This window comes from Chryseobacterium sp. MEBOG06 (genome assembly GCF_021869765.1).
Classification (GTDB): Bacteria; Bacteroidota; Bacteroidia; order Flavobacteriales; family Weeksellaceae; genus Chryseobacterium.
Map to the genome: position 1 here is coordinate 137,725 of NZ_CP084580.1, position 16,148 is coordinate 153,872.

The following is a 16,148-nucleotide window of genomic DNA, read 5'->3' on the forward strand; positions in this document are numbered from 1 at the left end:
AAGCGACGAAACTTGACGTGTTTTAATTAAAATTTTAAAGTTTTTTCTATTGTATTCGATCAAAAAATAATAAAAGATGATTTTTAACTTTTTAAAATCAAATAGAAGTAGTAAATATGACTAATAGAAAACACAATTCTGTATGCATACGATTTTACCCTTCTTTCTGGCGATGATTGCGGCCATCGTCTTATTGAATATGTGGGCTGCCAGATTGAAAATTGCCTATCCGATTTTACTGGTTGTATTTGGACTGCTTGTAAGTTTTGTACCCGGCTTACCAGTTGTGAAGATAAATCCGGATCTTATCTTTTTTATTTTCTTACCGCCTTTGTTATTTGAAGCTGCATGGTCTATTTCTTTTAAAGAAATGAAAAAATGGTGGCGTATTATTGGAAGCTTTGCTTTTCTGGTTGTCTTTTTTACCGCACTTACGGTTGCAGTAGCGGCTAATTATTTTATTCCCGGGTTTACTCTTGCGCTGGGGTTTCTTTTGGGAGGGATTGTATCCCCGCCTGATGCTGTGAGTACAGGGGCAATCATGAAGTTTGTTAAAATACCCGCCACCACTTCTGCTATTCTCGAAGGAGAAAGTTTACTAAATGATGCTTCTTCGCTGATTATTTTCCGTTTTGCACTGATTGCAGTGGGAACAGGGCAATTCATATGGCAGGAAGCTTCATTGGAGTTTTTATGGACGGTTATCGGTGGTGCAGGAATAGGGCTGCTGCTAGCCTGGATTTTTGTACAGGCACACAAGCGTCTTCCTACAGATGCATCGTCAGATATTGCCCTAACACTTATTGAGCCTTACCTGATGTATTGGATTGCAGAACAAATTCATTGTTCCGGTGTTCTGGCGGTTGTTTGCGGTGGGTTATATATGTCTAATAAGCGGATGTTTTTTTTAAACAGTACCAGCCGTATAAGGGGCTACAGTGTGTGGGAAAGTTTTGTATTTATTCTGAACGGGATCGTATTTTTACTTATTGGCCTGGAACTTCCTGAGATTGTAGGAGGGTTACGGGAGGAAGGAATTCCACTGGGCACTGCAATTCAATATGGAGTATTGGTGACGGTGATTCTTATTGCTTCCCGGATCATAAGTTCATATGCTGCAATGGTCGCTACTTTGATTTTCCGGCGCAGTGTGGCGCCAAGGGCGTCTTCGATGAGAAGAAGTTTGATGATGCCTCTTTTACTGGGATGGACAGGGATGAGAGGTGTTGTTTCGTTGGCTGCTGCTTTGGCTATTCCGATTACTCTGGAGAATGGTACCCCTTTCCCGAATAGAAACCTGATCCTGTTTATTACTTTTGTGGTCATTCTGCTCACTCTTTTGGTACAGGGGCTTACATTACCTTATTTTATAAAATATGGACATGCATTTGATGATTTTATAGATGATGAAAAAGAAAGGCTGGCTAAACAGGAGGTCAAGCAGAAATTAAAGCAGCATGTTTATCATTTTCTTAAAAACAAACATGAAAACGCACTCCACAGTCATGCCGGCATTGAGAGAATCCTGAAACACTGGGAAGAAAAGAACGATGCCAATAACACGGATTGGATGGATGAAAATGTACGAACTGTTCTTTTCGAAATGCTGGAAAGCCAGAGGCAGTTTCTATCAGAACTCAATAAAGATATTTCGATTAATGAAGAGATTATACGTCATCAATTGTATCAGATTGATTTGGAAGAGGAAAGGCTAAGAATGATTTGATGATAGAGTATATGTTTTCCGCATTATTGAAATGAATATTTTTGTAGGTACTTTTGAAAAATTAATATGAGAAATAAGAATATGAAGATTCTATTGAATGTTTTACAATCTATTTATATCAGTAGTTTCTTATTTTTTTTATTCTATTTGTTAATGATATTGACAAGTAGCCATACAATTCCGTTTCAAACGTATTTTAAAATTGGAATTACAGGATTTCTTTCAATAATGTCTTATTTACTTCTCCATTTTTTAAAAAAGAAAAATAAATAAAGTGTAATAGATCATAGTTGTTTTTTTATCTCCTTTCATACTTCCAGTTTCTTCCTTTACCCTCAGCGATCCATTCCAGAGCCTGATCCATTCTTTTATTTCGGGTAGCTTCTGTTTTGGCATCTGCAATCCAGGTAATATATTCTTTTCGGAAGGATGGAGAAGCCTTTAAAAATATGTCAAGGGCATTCTGATTAGCATTTAAAACATTTTGAAAATCATCAGGAATTTACATTTCTGTTTTGGAAGGAGCTGCTTTTTTCATGGTGACACCCATATCCGTAAGCTCCATGGCTTCTTTAATCGCCTTTTTCAGCTGAGGTTTGGGTGGAAGATCCCCGATCAGCGAAATTTTTCCTAAACTGAACATCGAGTTTTTCTCAATATCCTGCGTGATCTCCTGCATGGTTTTCATCTCCCTTTCCAGCCAGAATCCAAAGGTACAATGCTGCTTAAAGGAAGCCATTGCACAAAGATTTTTTCCTTTATAGATAAAATGGGGAAAGCTCCACTTCATGGTTTCTTCGGCATCAGGACAGAATTCATGAACGGTTTCACGGATGTAATGCAGAATAGGTTTTGCAAAATCCTGTGATTTTTCAATGTATGCATCAATTTTAGGACTATATTTCTCCATCGTATTTATTGGAATAATTGTACAATCTCATTGACAAGGAATTTTACCTGATCAGGTCTTCCCCTGTCATTTTTAGGGTTGTTGGAATAACTTCCGGTTTTTACAATAACCATGTTATACTCCGGAACCATAATGATATATTGTCCCTGCAATCCCAGAAAATAATAATGTTTGATGGGATTGTCATGATTGATCCAAAGTCCCATTCCATATATGTTTTCAGACTTCCCGGTAGGAGTTCTCATCTGTTCGATAAAATCAGAATTAAGAATTTGCTGATCCCCGGATTTTCCGTTATCCAAAAATAGCTGTCCCAGTTTGGCAAAATCTCTTGCATTGGAATGAATACAGCAATAAGTTTTTTCCATGCCGTAGTCATCTGTGCTCCATTTTGCATTTTGTTCCATTCCCAGCGGGATCCAGAATTTTTCAGATAAATAAGTTGCTAAGGGCTGATTGAGCGCTTTTTTTAGAGCAAAACCAAGAAGCTGGGTTGCTCCGCTTTGGTATTCAAATCGTATCCCTGGTTCTTCTTTAAACCTTCTTGAGAATACAGCCTTTACAAGACTTTTACCATAATAGGCTTTGGCGTTAGGTAGAAACGGATTGTTGTAATTTTCATCCCAGTCCAGTCCGGCTTCCATTTGGGCGAGATTTTTAAGCGTAGTCTTATTACCAAAAGGTTTCTCTTTAAACTCCGAATAGAAATCGGAAAGTTTTTTATCAATAGATGTAATAATCCCTTCTTCTAAAGCTTTTCCTAAAAGCAAAACCGTTACAGCTTTGGCCATAGAGAAAGAATTAGTTTGTGAAAGCTGATTATAGCCTTCCCAATACTGTTCATGCAGGATTTTACCATTTTTTATCACCACAAAAGCAGCTGTTTTGGAGTGTATTAAGTCTTCAACTAAATGTTTAGGTAGTTCGGTCTTGTTGTAACCCGGATCTTCTTCCCAGAGTACAGGTTCCTCTGTAGCAATAGGATTGCTGGGGAAAAGATATCCATCATCAATATAGGCGCTGGATTTTCCTCTAAGATAGGTTTTGGAAATACCACTAAACAAATAATCATATCCCAGAAAGTAAGCAGCTGCTGCACCTGCTACAGCTCCGCCTATCATATATTTTAATATTCTCATGTTTTATGAATCGGTGTCTAACAAATTTAGAATAATTTGATTATAAAAATTAAAATGAATTGGCAAATACGTTATTTTTGCTTTTATTGATGAAAAACATGACCAGAAAACTGATCGCATTATGGTGTCTTTTTCTTTCTGTGATGGGAATTGCACAGATTTATAAACCAATGGACACGGCAGATTATACACAGAGAAAAGTATTTTTGACAAAATTTGTCGGAAATAATGAAGCGACTGTTAAGAAGATAAAGTCGCAATATTCCGGGAAAACAGGTTCGGAATTATCTAAAATTTACAAAGAATTCGGTGCTGATTTTGAAAAGCAGGTGAAAAATAAGGACTTTATCTTCAAGTCTGATTTTGAAATGAGTATAGAGTCTCTGATTCAGCGCCTTAAAAAGAATAATCCAAAAGTGCCCCAGGACCTTAAAATTTTAGTGGCCAAGGATAATACACCTAATGCATACTGTCTTGCAGACGGAACTTTTGTGATTAATATGGGGCTCTATGGCTGGCTGAACAATGAAGAGGAGATTGCTGCTGTTATTTCACATGAGCTGGGACATAAAATAGAAGAGCACTCTATGAAAACATTTTTAAAAATCATAGAGCAGGATAATCTGGATAAAATTAGAGTTCAGGACATAAAATCTACAACGGAAAATAGAAGCCAGAGCCAGAATCAGAAAGCTTTTGATATATTTAAAAATACTATTTATAAAAAAGGGGAGGAAAGAAGACAGGCTGAAATGCAGGCGGACTCTCTGGGATATGTGCTCTTTAAGAATAGTGATTTTAAGAAAGGAGAATATATAAATGCCCTTCAAAAACTGAAGGATTTTGATACGATTTCACCCAGAGAGCTGAAGCCAGAAACGTATAAAAAACTTTTTGATCTTCCTAAACAGGCTTTTAATGATAAATGGATGAAAAAGGAAGATTTTTCACTTTACAACTATAATTTTTATAAAGAAAAGCTGAACAAAGACTCTCTTGCCTCACATCCTGAAGTTTCCCGAAGATTGGAGATGCTAAAAAAAACGTTTCCGGAGCTTAAAACTCCGATGACTCCGGAGAAACCTTCCGATTTATTTATCGCTTTAAAGAAAACGGCACGAATGGAAGCTTTACCCAACTATTTCCACTCTGAGGATTATGGATTGGGCATCTATTCCGCGATGCAGTTTCTGCAGGATGGAGAGGAAGAAAAATATTATAAAAGCTGGCTTGGAAAATGCTTCTCTAAAATATATGAAGCAAGGAAAAATTATAACCTGAACCGATATCTGGATAGGATAGAGCCTAAAAATCAAAGTGAAAGTTATCAGCAGTTTCTGAACTTTATGTGGAATCTAAGTCTGGATGAAATTAAAAATATTGCAGACTATTATAAAGCAAGTGAGACTGTTGCAAAAGTGAATTGATTTTTTCATCACTTGCAGGTTTTACAGAGTAAAAGGTATTTGCAGTACATGATAAGACCGTGGGGAAATCAAAGCCCAAACTTTGCTTAATACCCCAAAAATAGAAGAATCCTGATGACTCATCAGGATTCTTTGTTTATACTTAATAGTTGAGTTTCTCTAAACGGATTTTATTGAACTTCTCTTTTTCATTATATTCCCGTAGAAGAATATAACCTTCTTTTCCTACGTAAGGGATAACTGTGTAGTTATCTTTTTCAGAAATAGGGATGATTTCCTGTTTGAATTTCCCGTCAATGACTGTATTGATGAATAGGTTCCATCTTTTCTGTCTCGTTACTTCATCTTTTTGATAATCACGATAGAAGAATACCACATCTTTTCCACCGTTGAGGTATTGTGAGAACAAATAATCGCTGTTGACCCATTTTGATTTTTCTTTTTCAAAAACCTGTACGTTTTTCACTTTAAAATCTTTATCAGTATAGATATAGACGAGGTCTGTGGTTTTCGGAGCGGAATATTGACCTGCCGGTTTATACTTTTCAGATAAAATACCTACACTTCCGTCGTTCATGAAGTACATATCTTTGATCTGAAGCATATAGCCGCTTTCTACATTCCCTTTTTTATCAAGTTTTGGAAGAAAAGCTGAAATATTCGGTTCATAATTAATTACTTTGGTATCTACGGTAAAGTTTGATTTGTTGACCATCATTCTCGCAAAGCCTATAGACTCGAAACGGTCATAGTTTCTTCCCAGCAGAACTACTTTATCATCAAATGTTTTATCATTATCAAGCTTTTTGTAATCGGAATAAAAAGATTCAATATTATCGAGGGTTTCATCAGATAAAGTTCCTTCAATTTTTTTATTGGATGCTTCTTTTCCGGTTTTCATATCAATGGCAACAAGGCTGAATAGTTTCTGCTTGTCATTCACTTTCTTCATGATACAGTACATATAATTGGCATCCCTTTCCAGCACAGATAAAGTTGTATATGCCTTCTTGCTGCCATCCGTATTGTATTTATATCTCCACAGTTCCTTTTTGTTATCATCAAACCTCATAAGGCTGTTGTTGTTTTCATACTTTCCGTAATCTTTGTATTCCACGGCAAAGTAACCTCCCTCCTTCAGTTCTCCTACAGCAGAAACATAATTATAGCCTTTATCTTTTTTCTCATCACGGTTTTCCTTGCGCTGTTCTTTCCAGCTTTTAGGCTCATTGATTTCCTTGAAAGTGCCATCTTCCAGATAATCGTAATATATTTTCCTTTTAATGGTATTTGTTTTGGGATCAATGACCATTGACACCGGAGTGAACACTTCTCTACTTTTTATCAGAGAATAATCTATGTAGGAAGGCTTTAGAATGATCTGCCCCTTGAAGTCTACATAGCCTCTGTAAGAAGCTGCTGTGATGTCTCCTTCAAACTCTTTATTGGCAACAGGGTTGAGATTTTTGTCAAGGATAACATATTCAAATTTCTTGGTTTTATCCCCTGACTTTCCGTAAGAATATAATGAAACGTAACCGTAAAGATTGTCTTTATCGTCGAATAAGGCATTCATCCCCACATGATCGCCGGCAGCCAGCGTAGTCAAATCCTGAGTTTGGGCGAAAGCAAATGTCTGGAGAAGTCCAAACACCACTAAAGTTATTTTTTTCATGGTTAAAATTTGAGGGATAAAAATAATAAATTAAGACATATCTTGACGAAAAATAAAGGTGATAATATAGAATTGTAATAAAGTCTGATGTAAAATTGTATAGACTTATCAGAAATTAAAATAGCCCTGAAGTAATCCGGAGCTATAAGTATTTTTAGTAAGACATTAATTACTTGTTGTATTCATAAAGGTACGTGTGGACATTCGTTCCAAAACCAGAACTTGTATAAGTCATCGCCGATTGTGTAGGATAGCTGGCTGTATTGAACGTATGAACTCCCTTGGTCTTGTTTGTTCCATTCAATGCGCCTGCATAATTGCCGTTTGAATTGATCAGGTTGTTGTAACCCGTTTCGCCATCTCCAAGAGAGCACATATCCATTTTTACATAACCCTTTACATTTTTCATAGGATGATTGTTTCCGTCATAAGAAAATGTAGTACTATATGTAGTTCCGTTGTGCGTATAAGTGCTGGAAAGCAGATTTCCGTTAACGTCGAGATAAATGTCTTTATCCACATACTGTATATTGGAATAAACTCCTGTAGAAGGGTTATAAGTGACAGATTGATAATCGTTGTGTTTGATGTGGCTTTCGCTCAGGTATTGGTAGTTTTCTGTGTAAACCAATGTTCCCGGCTGGTGTGTATCCGTTACTTTTTCAGAAACCATTTTTCCATTAGCGTAGGTGAATTCTCTCATAACCTTTAGTATACCATTCTTATCGTATAGTTCGGTTTTTACGATATTATCCCCATCATAAGTATATATTGTTTTTTCTTTATTTGCTACATCAAAGGATTCAGTTATTTTAGTTCCGTTGTATTTGTAATCTACGACAAAAGATTGGCTATCCTGGGTAATCTCAGTTAATTTCTTTAGAAGATAAGGGGTATTTTATGTAGTACCATTATCTCTGTGATCTGCAGGATTATCATTTGACACACAGCTTGAGATCACTGCTATGGCCAGTGATGAAAAAATGAGTTTTTTCATGGTTTTAGTATAGTTTTAGTTTTTAATTCGTTAAAATTAACAATTTTCAGGACTAGACAAATATGTAAAAATGAAAAAGGCCCTGATCTCAGGGCCTCTTTTATTATAATTTAGAAAGTAAATTTCTGAAGTTGGTCTTCTCATCGATGATCCTTCTCAAGTCTGAAACAGGAACTCTTTCCTGTTGCATCGTATCTCTGTCTCTAATGGTTACTGTGTGATCCGTAAGTGAATCGTGATCAATAGTAATACAATAAGGAGTACCAATGGCATCCTGTCTTCTGTATCGTTTTCCGATAGCATCTTTTTCTTCATAGAATAAGTTGAAATCGTACTTAAGATCATTGAAAACTTTCTCTGCATATTCTGCTAAACCGTCTTTTTTCATCAACGGAAGGATAGCTGCTTTTATTGGAGCAATAGCAGGAGGTAGAGATAAAACTGTTCTTTCTGAACCGTCTTCCAATACTTCGTCTCTCAGGCAGTGAGAGAAAATAGAAAGGAATAATCTGTCTAACCCTACAGATGTTTCTACAACGTAAGGAACATAGTTTTCATTTCTTTCAGGATCGAAGAACTGAAGCTTTCTTCCTGAAGCTTCTTCATGTGCTTTTAAGTCGAAATCTGTTCTTGAGTGAATACCTTCCAGCTCTTTAAACCCGAATGGGAAGTTGAATTCAATATCAGCGGCAGCATTAGCGTAGTGAGCCAGTTTCTCATGGTCATGGAATCTGTAGTTATCGTTACCTAATCCTAAAGCTAAGTGCCAGTTCAGACGCTTTTGTTTCCACTGCTCGTAGAACTCAAGTTCTGTTCCCGGAGCTACGAAGAACTGCATTTCCATTTGTTCAAACTCACGCATTCTGAAGATAAACTGTCTTGCAACAATTTCATTTCGGAATGCTTTACCAATCTGTGCGATACCGAAAGGAAGCTTATGACGTGAAGTTTTCTGTACATTTAAGAAGTTAACGAAGATACCCTGAGCCGTCTCCGGTCTGAGGTAAAGATCCATAGCACTGTCAGCAGAAGCTCCAAGCTTAGTTCCGAACATTAGGTTGAATTGTCTCACTTCCGTCCAGTTTTTAGAACCTGTATCAGGATCAGCAATTTCAAGCTCCTCAATCAAAGATTTTACATCAGCCAAATCTTCATTTTCTAAAGATTTTGCCAGTCTTGAAAGAATAGCTTCTCTTTTAGCTCTGTATTCTAAAATCTTTGGATTAGTAGCCTCAAACTGAGCCTTATCAAAAGAATCTCCGAATCTCTTCGCAGCTTTCTCGATTTCCTTTTTCTCTTTATCTTCAATTTTAGCACAGTAGTCTTCCACCAAAACGTCTGCTCTGAAACGTTTCTTAGAATCTTTATTATCAATCAATGGATCATTGAAAGCGTCTACGTGGCCTGATGCCTTCCATGTTGTAGGGTGCATAAGGATCGCCGAATCAATACCTACAATATTTTCGTTAAGCTGTACCATAGCCTTCCACCAGTATTGTTTGATATTATTTTTAAGTTCGGCTCCGTTCTGCCCATAATCATAAACAGCGGATAAACCATCATAGATCTCACTCGATGGAAAAATAAAACCATATTCTTTAGCGTGAGAAATCACTTTCTTGAAAACATCTTCTTGCTTTGCCATAATTTTTACGTCTGAGGTACAAAAATAATGTTTTTTATTGGGAAAATATTAATACCTGTAAGATCGTACATTAGAGATTGTCATTAAGATGAATCCTCCTGCACCAATGATCAATAAAATGCCGGCAATAATAAGCAGTACTATTTTTACTATTTTGTATTGTTTTGACCGTATCAAAACAATGACAGCGATCATTAGGATAGCCGCGATCAATATCAATTTTATAAAAAAATCAAAATAGTCTGTCAATTTTTTAGAATTACCGTAGGACCTTATACTCATATAAACAATTTATTTAAAGAATAATGATCAGGAGCTGGAAACCTGCTTTCGCTACTCGCTTTTCCTTGATTTTGGCGGTGGCAAAGCCACCGCCAAAATCAAGGAAAGAGCTCAAACATGCCGCTCAATCAGGGCTATATCGGTTGAAAATTTCTACTTTTGCACCATGTTAGAAATTCTTTATCGTGATGAGCATATTATTGCCATTAATAAACCGAGCGGATTATTAGTTCATAAATCTTATTATGCGGGAGAAGCTGATACCTATGCTATTCAGGAACTGAGAGACCAGATAGGACAGTATGTTTATCCTGCACATCGTTTAGACCGGAAAACTTCGGGTGTTTTGTTGTTCACATTAGATAAAGACACATTGAGAATCATGAATGATCAGTTTGCAACACGGCAGGTTGAAAAAAAATATTTGGCAATTCTTCGGGGCTGGACGAAAGAAGAAGAAACTATCGACTATGATTTGATTAACGAGGATGAAATTCAGCAAAACGCAATTACTTATTACCATCGTTTGCAGACTTCGGAAATAGATCTGCCTTTTGGAAAACATGAGACTTCCCGCTATTGTCTGGTAGAGGCCATTCCGGAAACGGGTAGAATGCATCAGCTGAGAAAACATTTTAAACATATTTTACATCCTATTTTGGGGTGTCGCCCTTACGGCTGTAATAAACAAAATAAACTGTGGCTGGAGACTTTTAATATGAGTAAATTGATGCTTCATGCCCACCAATTGGTTTTTAATCATCCTGTTACCAAAGAAAAAATGACGCTTAATGCAACGGTAAACGAAGAATTCAAAAGAGTAGGTGATATTTTGAAGCTCGATTTAAGTGCCTATTTGCCATAAAGTTGATGATCCTGAAAGCGTCTAAGTGTAGGATTAGAAAATGGTAGTGAGATTTGCGTTAGGATTTCTGCAGAATGGCAGAGTTTGTGTTTATTTCACCATACTATAATCAAGGACTTTAACCCTAGCCCCGATTGTAATGAAAATCCTTTTTTGCAAAAAAAGATTGTAATAAAAAGCGGGAAAAGCTATAAAATAAAATCTTCTTTAAAAACAGTTCACTGATTTTACCAGTTTAAATGATCGGGATGGGTTTTGATTACTTTTCCATATATTAAATGTTAAAATATCATAGGATAATCGAAGATTAATTTTAAAATGAGTAATTTTGTAAAACTTTTTTTCAATGTACAAATCGATAATTCGTCCAATTCTTTTCAAATTTGATCCTGAAGAAGTTCATCATTTTACATTTTCAATGCTTAAAAATTTTGGATTTCTTACCAAATTGTTTTTCCCAAAACCTATTGAAGACAAGCGTCTGGAAAGAGAAGTTTTCGGGTTGAAATTTAAAAATCCTGTAGGATTGGCTGCCGGTTTCGATAAAAATGCTGTTTTGTTTAACGAATTGGGAGATCTTGGTTTCGGATTTGTAGAAATCGGGACGGTAACTCCAAAAGCTCAGGCCGGAAACCCTAAAAAAAGATTATTCCGCTTAATAGAAGACGGTGGAATTATCAACAGGATGGGGTTCAACAACGATGGTCTTGAAGCGGCTATTGAAAAACTGAAAACCAACAAAGGAAAAATAATCATCGGTGGAAACATCGGAAAAAATACCAATACAACTCCCGAAAACTATACCCAGGATTATTTAGACTGTTTTGAAGGTCTTCATCCGCATGTAGATTATTTTGTACTGAATGTAAGCTGCCCGAATGTTGGAAGCCACGCTAAACTTGAAGATGTGGAATATCTGCGTGAACTGATTACAGCAGTGAAGAAAATAAATCAGTCGAAAACGCTACAAAAACCTATATTACTGAAGATTGCTCCGGATCTTAATGACAGTCAGTTAGACGAAATTGTGGATCTGATAGCAGAAACAAAAATTGACGGAGTAATTGTTTCCAATACTTCTGTCAACAGAGAAGGCCTGAAAACCTCTCCTGAAGTTCTAGAACAAATAGGAAATGGGGGATTAAGCGGAAAACCTATCCGTGAGAGAAGTACCAGAATGATCAAATACCTTTCTGAGAAAAGCAACAGAGCTTTCCCAATCATTGGAGTGGGAGGAATACATTCTGCGAAAGATGCTGTTGAAAAACTGGATGCCGGTGCAAGCCTAATTCAGCTGTACACGGGGTTTATCTATGAAGGTCCGGAACTGATCAATGAGATCAATCAGGAACTTTTGAAAAGAGCAAGCAGATTACCAAGATAAAAGAATACATACATATTTCTGAAGCTCAAAAAAATATGAGCTCTAGCTGCAACATTTTTTGTCCTCCTGAATAGGGGGACATTTTACATTTAATAATCTTCGACTTAAAATTATTTGACCTAACCCGGGAATTTCTTTGGATCTATTTTGATTTTACAATAGATGCATTTTCTATATCTACAGTAAATGCATAGGCAGGAGAAGAATCCGATTTGCCTACTTTATATTGTATTGTTTTTCTGTCTTTAGATTTTGTTTTTGTTGTGTCATAGATAGATTCCAGACAGCTTTCGGTTAAGAACTCCTGATAATTTTTATAATTCCAGTCTTTTGTAAAATAAAGAACCCGGTAGCCTTTCTCTCCTTCACTTGCACCACATCTTCCACAGGCATTCAGGTTGGATGTGTGTTCAAAATATAGCAGAACGCGGTTTCCATTTTCTCCTGATGTATAAGAAATCAATTGGTTTCCACCTGCTTTATTAATAAAATCATAGGTGTTGATCTTTTTATTATTCGGGAGAATAATATAATTGTTATAACGGTAGATCATACTATTGCTGGTAAACAATTGAGCAGGCTGAACTTTTTTATCCATATAAAACTGACCGGGAAGGGTGTTTTTTTTGGTCGCATCCTGATCAAACAGTATATATTCTTTAGGCTGTAGTGCTTGCGAAATCTCGTTTGTTTTTTCTACTTTCTGTGGTGATGTGATTTGCTCTTTCAATATTTTGGAATTCTGCTTTTGCTTCGTTCCAAAGTTATATAATGACAGATTGCCGTAATTATATACTCCCGTCAGGGGTATTTTCTTCTGATATTTATCATAGTAATACCAGCCTTCTACAAAATATTGATACAGGCTGCAGTCTGCAATTCCTGCAAAATAAAGATGCATAGTAACAGGAGTTCCTGCAATTTCTCCTTTGAATACTTGTGATGAGTCGGTTACCTTTTTCAGTTCAACTTTCTGACAGAGAAATAATAGAAAGCTTAAAAAAAAGAATAGAGAGAAAACTTTTTTCATGATTGTGTGATGGATAGTTTTAGCTTTTTCAAAGGAAAAAATGGGAAACAGTATAGATAATAAGTCCTACTAAACCTCCTACAAGGGTTCCGTTGACCCGGATGAACTGAAGATCTTTTCCTACTTCCAGCTCCAGCTTTTCACTCAGCTCTTTTCCCTGCCAGTTTCCTACAGTGGTACTGATGAGATTCCCGAACTGATGAGTATTTTTAAGAATATATTTATAGGCGGTTACCCGAACCCAATGATCTATTTTATTCTGAAGTTTTTCATCGGTCTTTAAATTTTGAGCAAACTCATTCAGGTTCTTGGAAAGATAATTTTTCAGTGCCGAATGATCTTCCTGAAGTTCTTTCATCAGTGTTTTTTTTATAGAAACCCAGATGTCATTGGAATACTCGTCCAGCTTGTCATTTTTTAAAAATCCGTTCTTGATGGTTTTAAACTCATCTTCCCATTTTGGATCTTCTTTCAGATCAACAGAGAATTCATGAATTTTTTGTGTGATAAGTTCTCTTACTTTATGCTCCGGATCTTCTTCTACCTCCTTGAAAAAATCAGAAAGACCTTCTGCAATCTTATCTGCAATTTTGTTATCTACAAATGAAGGGATAAACGTGTAACTGCCCTTCTTTACACGGTCCTTGATCATCTCATCATTTTCAATGATATATTCTTTGATCTGCTTGGAAAGATTGGTAATGATCCTCTGATGGTCGTTCTTTTCCAGAATATAACCAATTCCGTTTCCTACCACTTTATTAAGCTTGATGTCATCCGTCATTTCAGCTACTTTTTTGCTGATAAACTGGCTTACTGTAGAGTCGTCCAGCTTATTGAGAATGTCGAGAACGATATCAGAAAGGTTTTTAATCAAAATATCCTGACTTTTCTCTTTACCCAGCCATTCTCCCACAAAGTTGGAAACCTTAAGCTTCTGAATGTAGGGCCGTATATTTTGAGGAGAAAGAAAGTTGCCCACTACAAAACTGCCAAGATTATCACCTAATCTCTGTTTGCTGTTTTCAATCAGATTCGTATGAGGGATCGGAAGGCCAAGGGGATGACGGAATAGGGCGGTTACTGCAAACCAGTCTGCTAATGCACCTACCATAGCTGCTTCTGCAAAAGCCCGAACATAGCCTATCCAATGAGAATTATTAGACTTCTGTAGAATAGTGGTCACTATAAAAATAATGGCCATCAGAACAAATAATCCTGTAGCAAATGCTTTATATTTTCTGAGCTGTTTTCTTTTTGCTTCGTCATTCATATTCTCAAATTTACTAAATTTGGTTACGAAACCCGTTATTCTTAACAAGAGCTTTTAACCCATAAAAGATACAAAAACTTTTGAGCCTTTTCGGGTTAAGGTTTGCGGAGCTTACATAAGAAATGTAATTTTTAGTTTCAACGATATTAATTGTTCTGACGCTTGCGTAGAGAAATATTAACCTATTAAAACTATTCCTATGGAAAATACAGAAGCAAAAAACAATCCATACTATTCCAGAACAGATACAGCCAAGCTGGATATCCCTAATGAAGAATGGAAAAAGATCCTGGCTCCGGACCTGTACGCCATTGCCCGAGAAGCTGCCACAGAAAGGGCTTTTACCGGAAAATATAATGAATATGATGAGGTAGGAGACTATTATTGTGCCGTTTGTGGAAACCACCTGTTCCGTTCAACGTCAAAATTTGCAAGCAGCTGTGGATGGCCGAGTTTCTTTGAAGCCGATAAAGACGGTGTGTATTATAAAAGAGATCAGGCTTATGGAATGGAGAGGGTAGAAGTGCTTTGTAAGCGATGTGATTCTCATCTGGGACACGTTTTTGATGATGGCCCGAAACCTACAGGATTGAGATATTGTATGAATTCTGTGAGCCTGGAATTTATTTCTGATTCTCAGAAATAGATTTTTTATAAGATATTCTTTGAAAGAGCTGGATTTCCGGATGAAAGGAAATTTGTCCGGAACGGCCTTTCGAAGTATCATCTTAATATATAGCCTGAATTTGGCGGAAAAAGATGAGTTAAAATATTATGAACTGGAAAGAATCCGGAAATGAACTGAATATTTTTGTGATCAAATATTTTTATATGATATTTCAACCTGTAAATAGGAGTTATCGGGAACAGGCGGAATAGATTTATAATCAGGCAGATGCCTGCACTACCGTTAAAGTTTCTTAAATAGCGTTAAACTTTTTAGAGTTATAACCCTCTGGTAGTTATGTTTTTATAATTTTGCCCCACTAATTTGGATTTATATATTATTGAATGAAAGGATTTTATAGCGTAATAGGCCTTGTTTACATGGTTACGACTTCATTCTATCTTTCTCCAAGAACGGTGGTAAAGAATGAAAATTTCAAAACAAAAACTGAAAAAGTAGCTGTAGCTGACGACACGAAATCTGAGAAGAGCGCAGGAGCTGTATCTTCATCAGAAGCATTGTACCAATCAATTGCCTTTGACCCGGAGCATGAATTGAATTTTGAAGTGTTCTCAAAAGCATTGACGGGTTTCGAAAATTTAAAAAAAGCAGGATTACTTAACCAGGATTCGCATTTATTGACTATCTGCGATTTTTCTATGTCTTCGAATATGAAAAGACTTTGGATAATTGATCTTGAAGATAAAAAAGTTCTGTTCAACTCATTGGTTGCTCACGGTAAAAATACAGGCGAAGAATTTGCGACGAATTTTTCTAACAGGGAAAGTTCGTTACAGAGCAGCTTAGGATTTTATATCACAGATGCAACCTATCAGGGAGACAACGGATATTCTTTGAAACTGTTGGGAATGGATAAAGGATTTAATGATGCTGCATACAGAAGGGCAATAGTCCTGCATGGAGCCAACTATGTAAGCGATGATTTTGCCGCCATGCACAAAAGAATCGGAAGAAGCTGGGGATGTCCTGCGGTACCAAAAGAACTTACGCAGCCCATTATCAATACAATTAAAGGAAGAAACTGTCTGTTCATTTATTATCCTGATCAGAATTATCTTTCCTCCTCGGAATGGCTAAAAGCATAAAAAAGAGCAGTCAGATTTGACT

14 protein-coding genes are annotated in these 16,148 nt (G+C 36.5%); 6 read left to right on the plus strand and 8 right to left on the minus strand.

Features of this window, described 5'->3' with window-relative positions; genetic code table 11:
* Positions 1-142 precede the first annotated feature (142 nt).
* A complete protein-coding gene (locus LF887_RS00605) occupies positions 143-1,726 on the plus strand; it encodes a Na+/H+ antiporter (RefSeq protein WP_236856904.1) in 1,584 nt (527 codons plus the stop codon).
* Between the two features lie 298 nt (positions 1,727-2,024).
* Here LF887_RS00605 and LF887_RS00610 read toward each other — a convergent pair whose 3' ends face one another.
* The 3 genes from LF887_RS00610 to LF887_RS00620 are packed head-to-tail and all read right to left on the minus strand — an operon-like array spanning position 2,025 to position 3,775.
* A complete protein-coding gene (locus tag LF887_RS00610; protein WP_262912560.1) occupies positions 2,025-2,228 on the minus strand; it encodes a YdeI/OmpD-associated family protein in 204 nt (67 codons plus the stop codon).
* Entirely contained in the window at positions 2,229-2,636 is a 408-nt protein-coding gene (locus LF887_RS00615; protein ID WP_236856905.1) for a DUF1801 domain-containing protein, read from the minus strand.
* A 5-nt stretch (positions 2,637-2,641) separates the two neighbouring features.
* The gene (locus LF887_RS00620) at positions 2,642-3,775 is read right to left on the minus strand and encodes a serine hydrolase domain-containing protein (protein ID WP_236856906.1); all 1,134 of its coding nucleotides are present in this window, start codon (positions 3,773-3,775) and stop codon (positions 2,642-2,644) included.
* A 98-nt stretch (positions 3,776-3,873) separates the two neighbouring features.
* Between LF887_RS00620 and LF887_RS00625 the strand changes: the two genes are divergently transcribed.
* Positions 3,874-5,202, plus strand: a complete 1,329-nt coding sequence (locus LF887_RS00625) for a M48 family metalloprotease (RefSeq protein ID WP_236856907.1) — start codon at positions 3,874-3,876, stop codon at positions 5,200-5,202.
* A 142-nt stretch (positions 5,203-5,344) separates the two neighbouring features.
* On the opposite strand, the gene LF887_RS00630 is transcribed toward LF887_RS00625, so the two are convergent.
* The 3 genes from LF887_RS00630 to LF887_RS00640 all read right to left on the minus strand — a co-directional run bounded on the left by LF887_RS00630 (position 5,345) and on the right by LF887_RS00640 (position 9,519).
* Positions 5,345-6,877, minus strand: a complete 1,533-nt coding sequence (locus tag LF887_RS00630; protein ID WP_236856908.1) for a hypothetical protein — start codon at positions 6,875-6,877, stop codon at positions 5,345-5,347.
* 169 nt (positions 6,878-7,046) lie between these two features.
* Positions 7,047-7,580 (minus strand): hypothetical protein, encoded by a 534-nt coding sequence (locus LF887_RS00635; RefSeq protein ID WP_236856909.1) that lies wholly within the window; start codon positions 7,578-7,580, stop codon positions 7,047-7,049.
* Positions 7,581-7,977: 397 nt separating this feature from the next.
* Positions 7,978-9,519 (minus strand): glycine--tRNA ligase, encoded by a 1,542-nt coding sequence (locus LF887_RS00640; protein ID WP_236856910.1) that lies wholly within the window; start codon positions 9,517-9,519, stop codon positions 7,978-7,980.
* A 448-nt stretch (positions 9,520-9,967) separates the two neighbouring features.
* Here LF887_RS00640 and LF887_RS00645 point away from each other — a divergent pair, with 448 nt between their 5' ends.
* A complete protein-coding gene (locus LF887_RS00645) occupies positions 9,968-10,666 on the plus strand; it encodes a pseudouridine synthase (protein WP_236856911.1) in 699 nt (232 codons plus the stop codon).
* Between the two features lie 346 nt (positions 10,667-11,012).
* Positions 11,013-12,050 (plus strand): quinone-dependent dihydroorotate dehydrogenase, encoded by a 1,038-nt coding sequence (locus tag LF887_RS00650; protein ID WP_236856912.1) that lies wholly within the window; start codon positions 11,013-11,015, stop codon positions 12,048-12,050.
* Between the two features lie 142 nt (positions 12,051-12,192).
* Here LF887_RS00650 and LF887_RS00655 read toward each other — a convergent pair whose 3' ends face one another.
* Positions 12,193-13,080, minus strand: a complete 888-nt coding sequence (locus LF887_RS00655) for a hypothetical protein (protein ID WP_236856913.1) — start codon at positions 13,078-13,080, stop codon at positions 12,193-12,195.
* Between the two features lie 28 nt (positions 13,081-13,108).
* A complete protein-coding gene (locus tag LF887_RS00660) occupies positions 13,109-14,353 on the minus strand; it encodes a DUF445 domain-containing protein (protein ID WP_236856914.1) in 1,245 nt (414 codons plus the stop codon).
* A 199-nt stretch (positions 14,354-14,552) separates the two neighbouring features.
* Here LF887_RS00660 and msrB point away from each other — a divergent pair, with 199 nt between their 5' ends.
* Positions 14,553-14,999, plus strand: coding sequence for a peptide-methionine (R)-S-oxide reductase MsrB (msrB, locus tag LF887_RS00665; protein ID WP_236856915.1), 447 nt, complete (start codon positions 14,553-14,555; stop codon positions 14,997-14,999).
* A gap of 365 nt (positions 15,000-15,364) precedes the next feature.
* Positions 15,365-16,126: a murein L,D-transpeptidase catalytic domain family protein gene (locus LF887_RS00670; protein WP_236856916.1), complete on the plus strand. Its 762-nt coding sequence runs from the start codon at positions 15,365-15,367 to the stop codon at positions 16,124-16,126.
* The last annotated feature ends 22 nt before the right edge of the window (positions 16,127-16,148 follow it).

Excerpts from the sequence above, each read along its gene's own strand:
- LF887_RS00640 (WP_236856910.1), bottom strand. The coding sequence starts at position 9,519 with ATGGCAAAGCAAGAAGATGTTTTCAAGAAAGTGATTTCTCACGCTAAA.
- LF887_RS00615 (WP_236856905.1), bottom strand. The coding sequence starts at position 2,636 with ATGGAGAAATATAGTCCTAAAATTGATGCATACATTGAAAAATCACAG.
- LF887_RS00605 (WP_236856904.1), top strand. The coding sequence starts at position 143 with ATGCATACGATTTTACCCTTCTTTCTGGCGATGATTGCGGCCATCGTC.
- LF887_RS00650 (WP_236856912.1), top strand. The coding sequence starts at position 11,013 with ATGTACAAATCGATAATTCGTCCAATTCTTTTCAAATTTGATCCTGAA.
- LF887_RS00635 (WP_236856909.1), bottom strand. The coding sequence starts at position 7,580 with ATGAGAGAATTCACCTACGCTAATGGAAAAATGGTTTCTGAAAAAGTA.
- LF887_RS00670 (WP_236856916.1), top strand. The coding sequence starts at position 15,365 with ATGAAAGGATTTTATAGCGTAATAGGCCTTGTTTACATGGTTACGACT.
- LF887_RS00655 (WP_236856913.1), bottom strand. The coding sequence starts at position 13,080 with ATGAAAAAAGTTTTCTCTCTATTCTTTTTTTTAAGCTTTCTATTATTT.
- LF887_RS00660 (WP_236856914.1), bottom strand. The coding sequence starts at position 14,353 with ATGAATGACGAAGCAAAAAGAAAACAGCTCAGAAAATATAAAGCATTT.
- LF887_RS00620 (WP_236856906.1), bottom strand. The coding sequence starts at position 3,775 with ATGAGAATATTAAAATATATGATAGGCGGAGCTGTAGCAGGTGCAGCA.
- LF887_RS00630 (WP_236856908.1), bottom strand. The coding sequence starts at position 6,877 with ATGAAAAAAATAACTTTAGTGGTGTTTGGACTTCTCCAGACATTTGCT.
- LF887_RS00625 (WP_236856907.1), top strand. The coding sequence starts at position 3,874 with ATGACCAGAAAACTGATCGCATTATGGTGTCTTTTTCTTTCTGTGATG.
- LF887_RS00645 (WP_236856911.1), top strand. The coding sequence starts at position 9,968 with ATGTTAGAAATTCTTTATCGTGATGAGCATATTATTGCCATTAATAAA.
- msrB (WP_236856915.1), top strand. The coding sequence starts at position 14,553 with ATGGAAAATACAGAAGCAAAAAACAATCCATACTATTCCAGAACAGAT.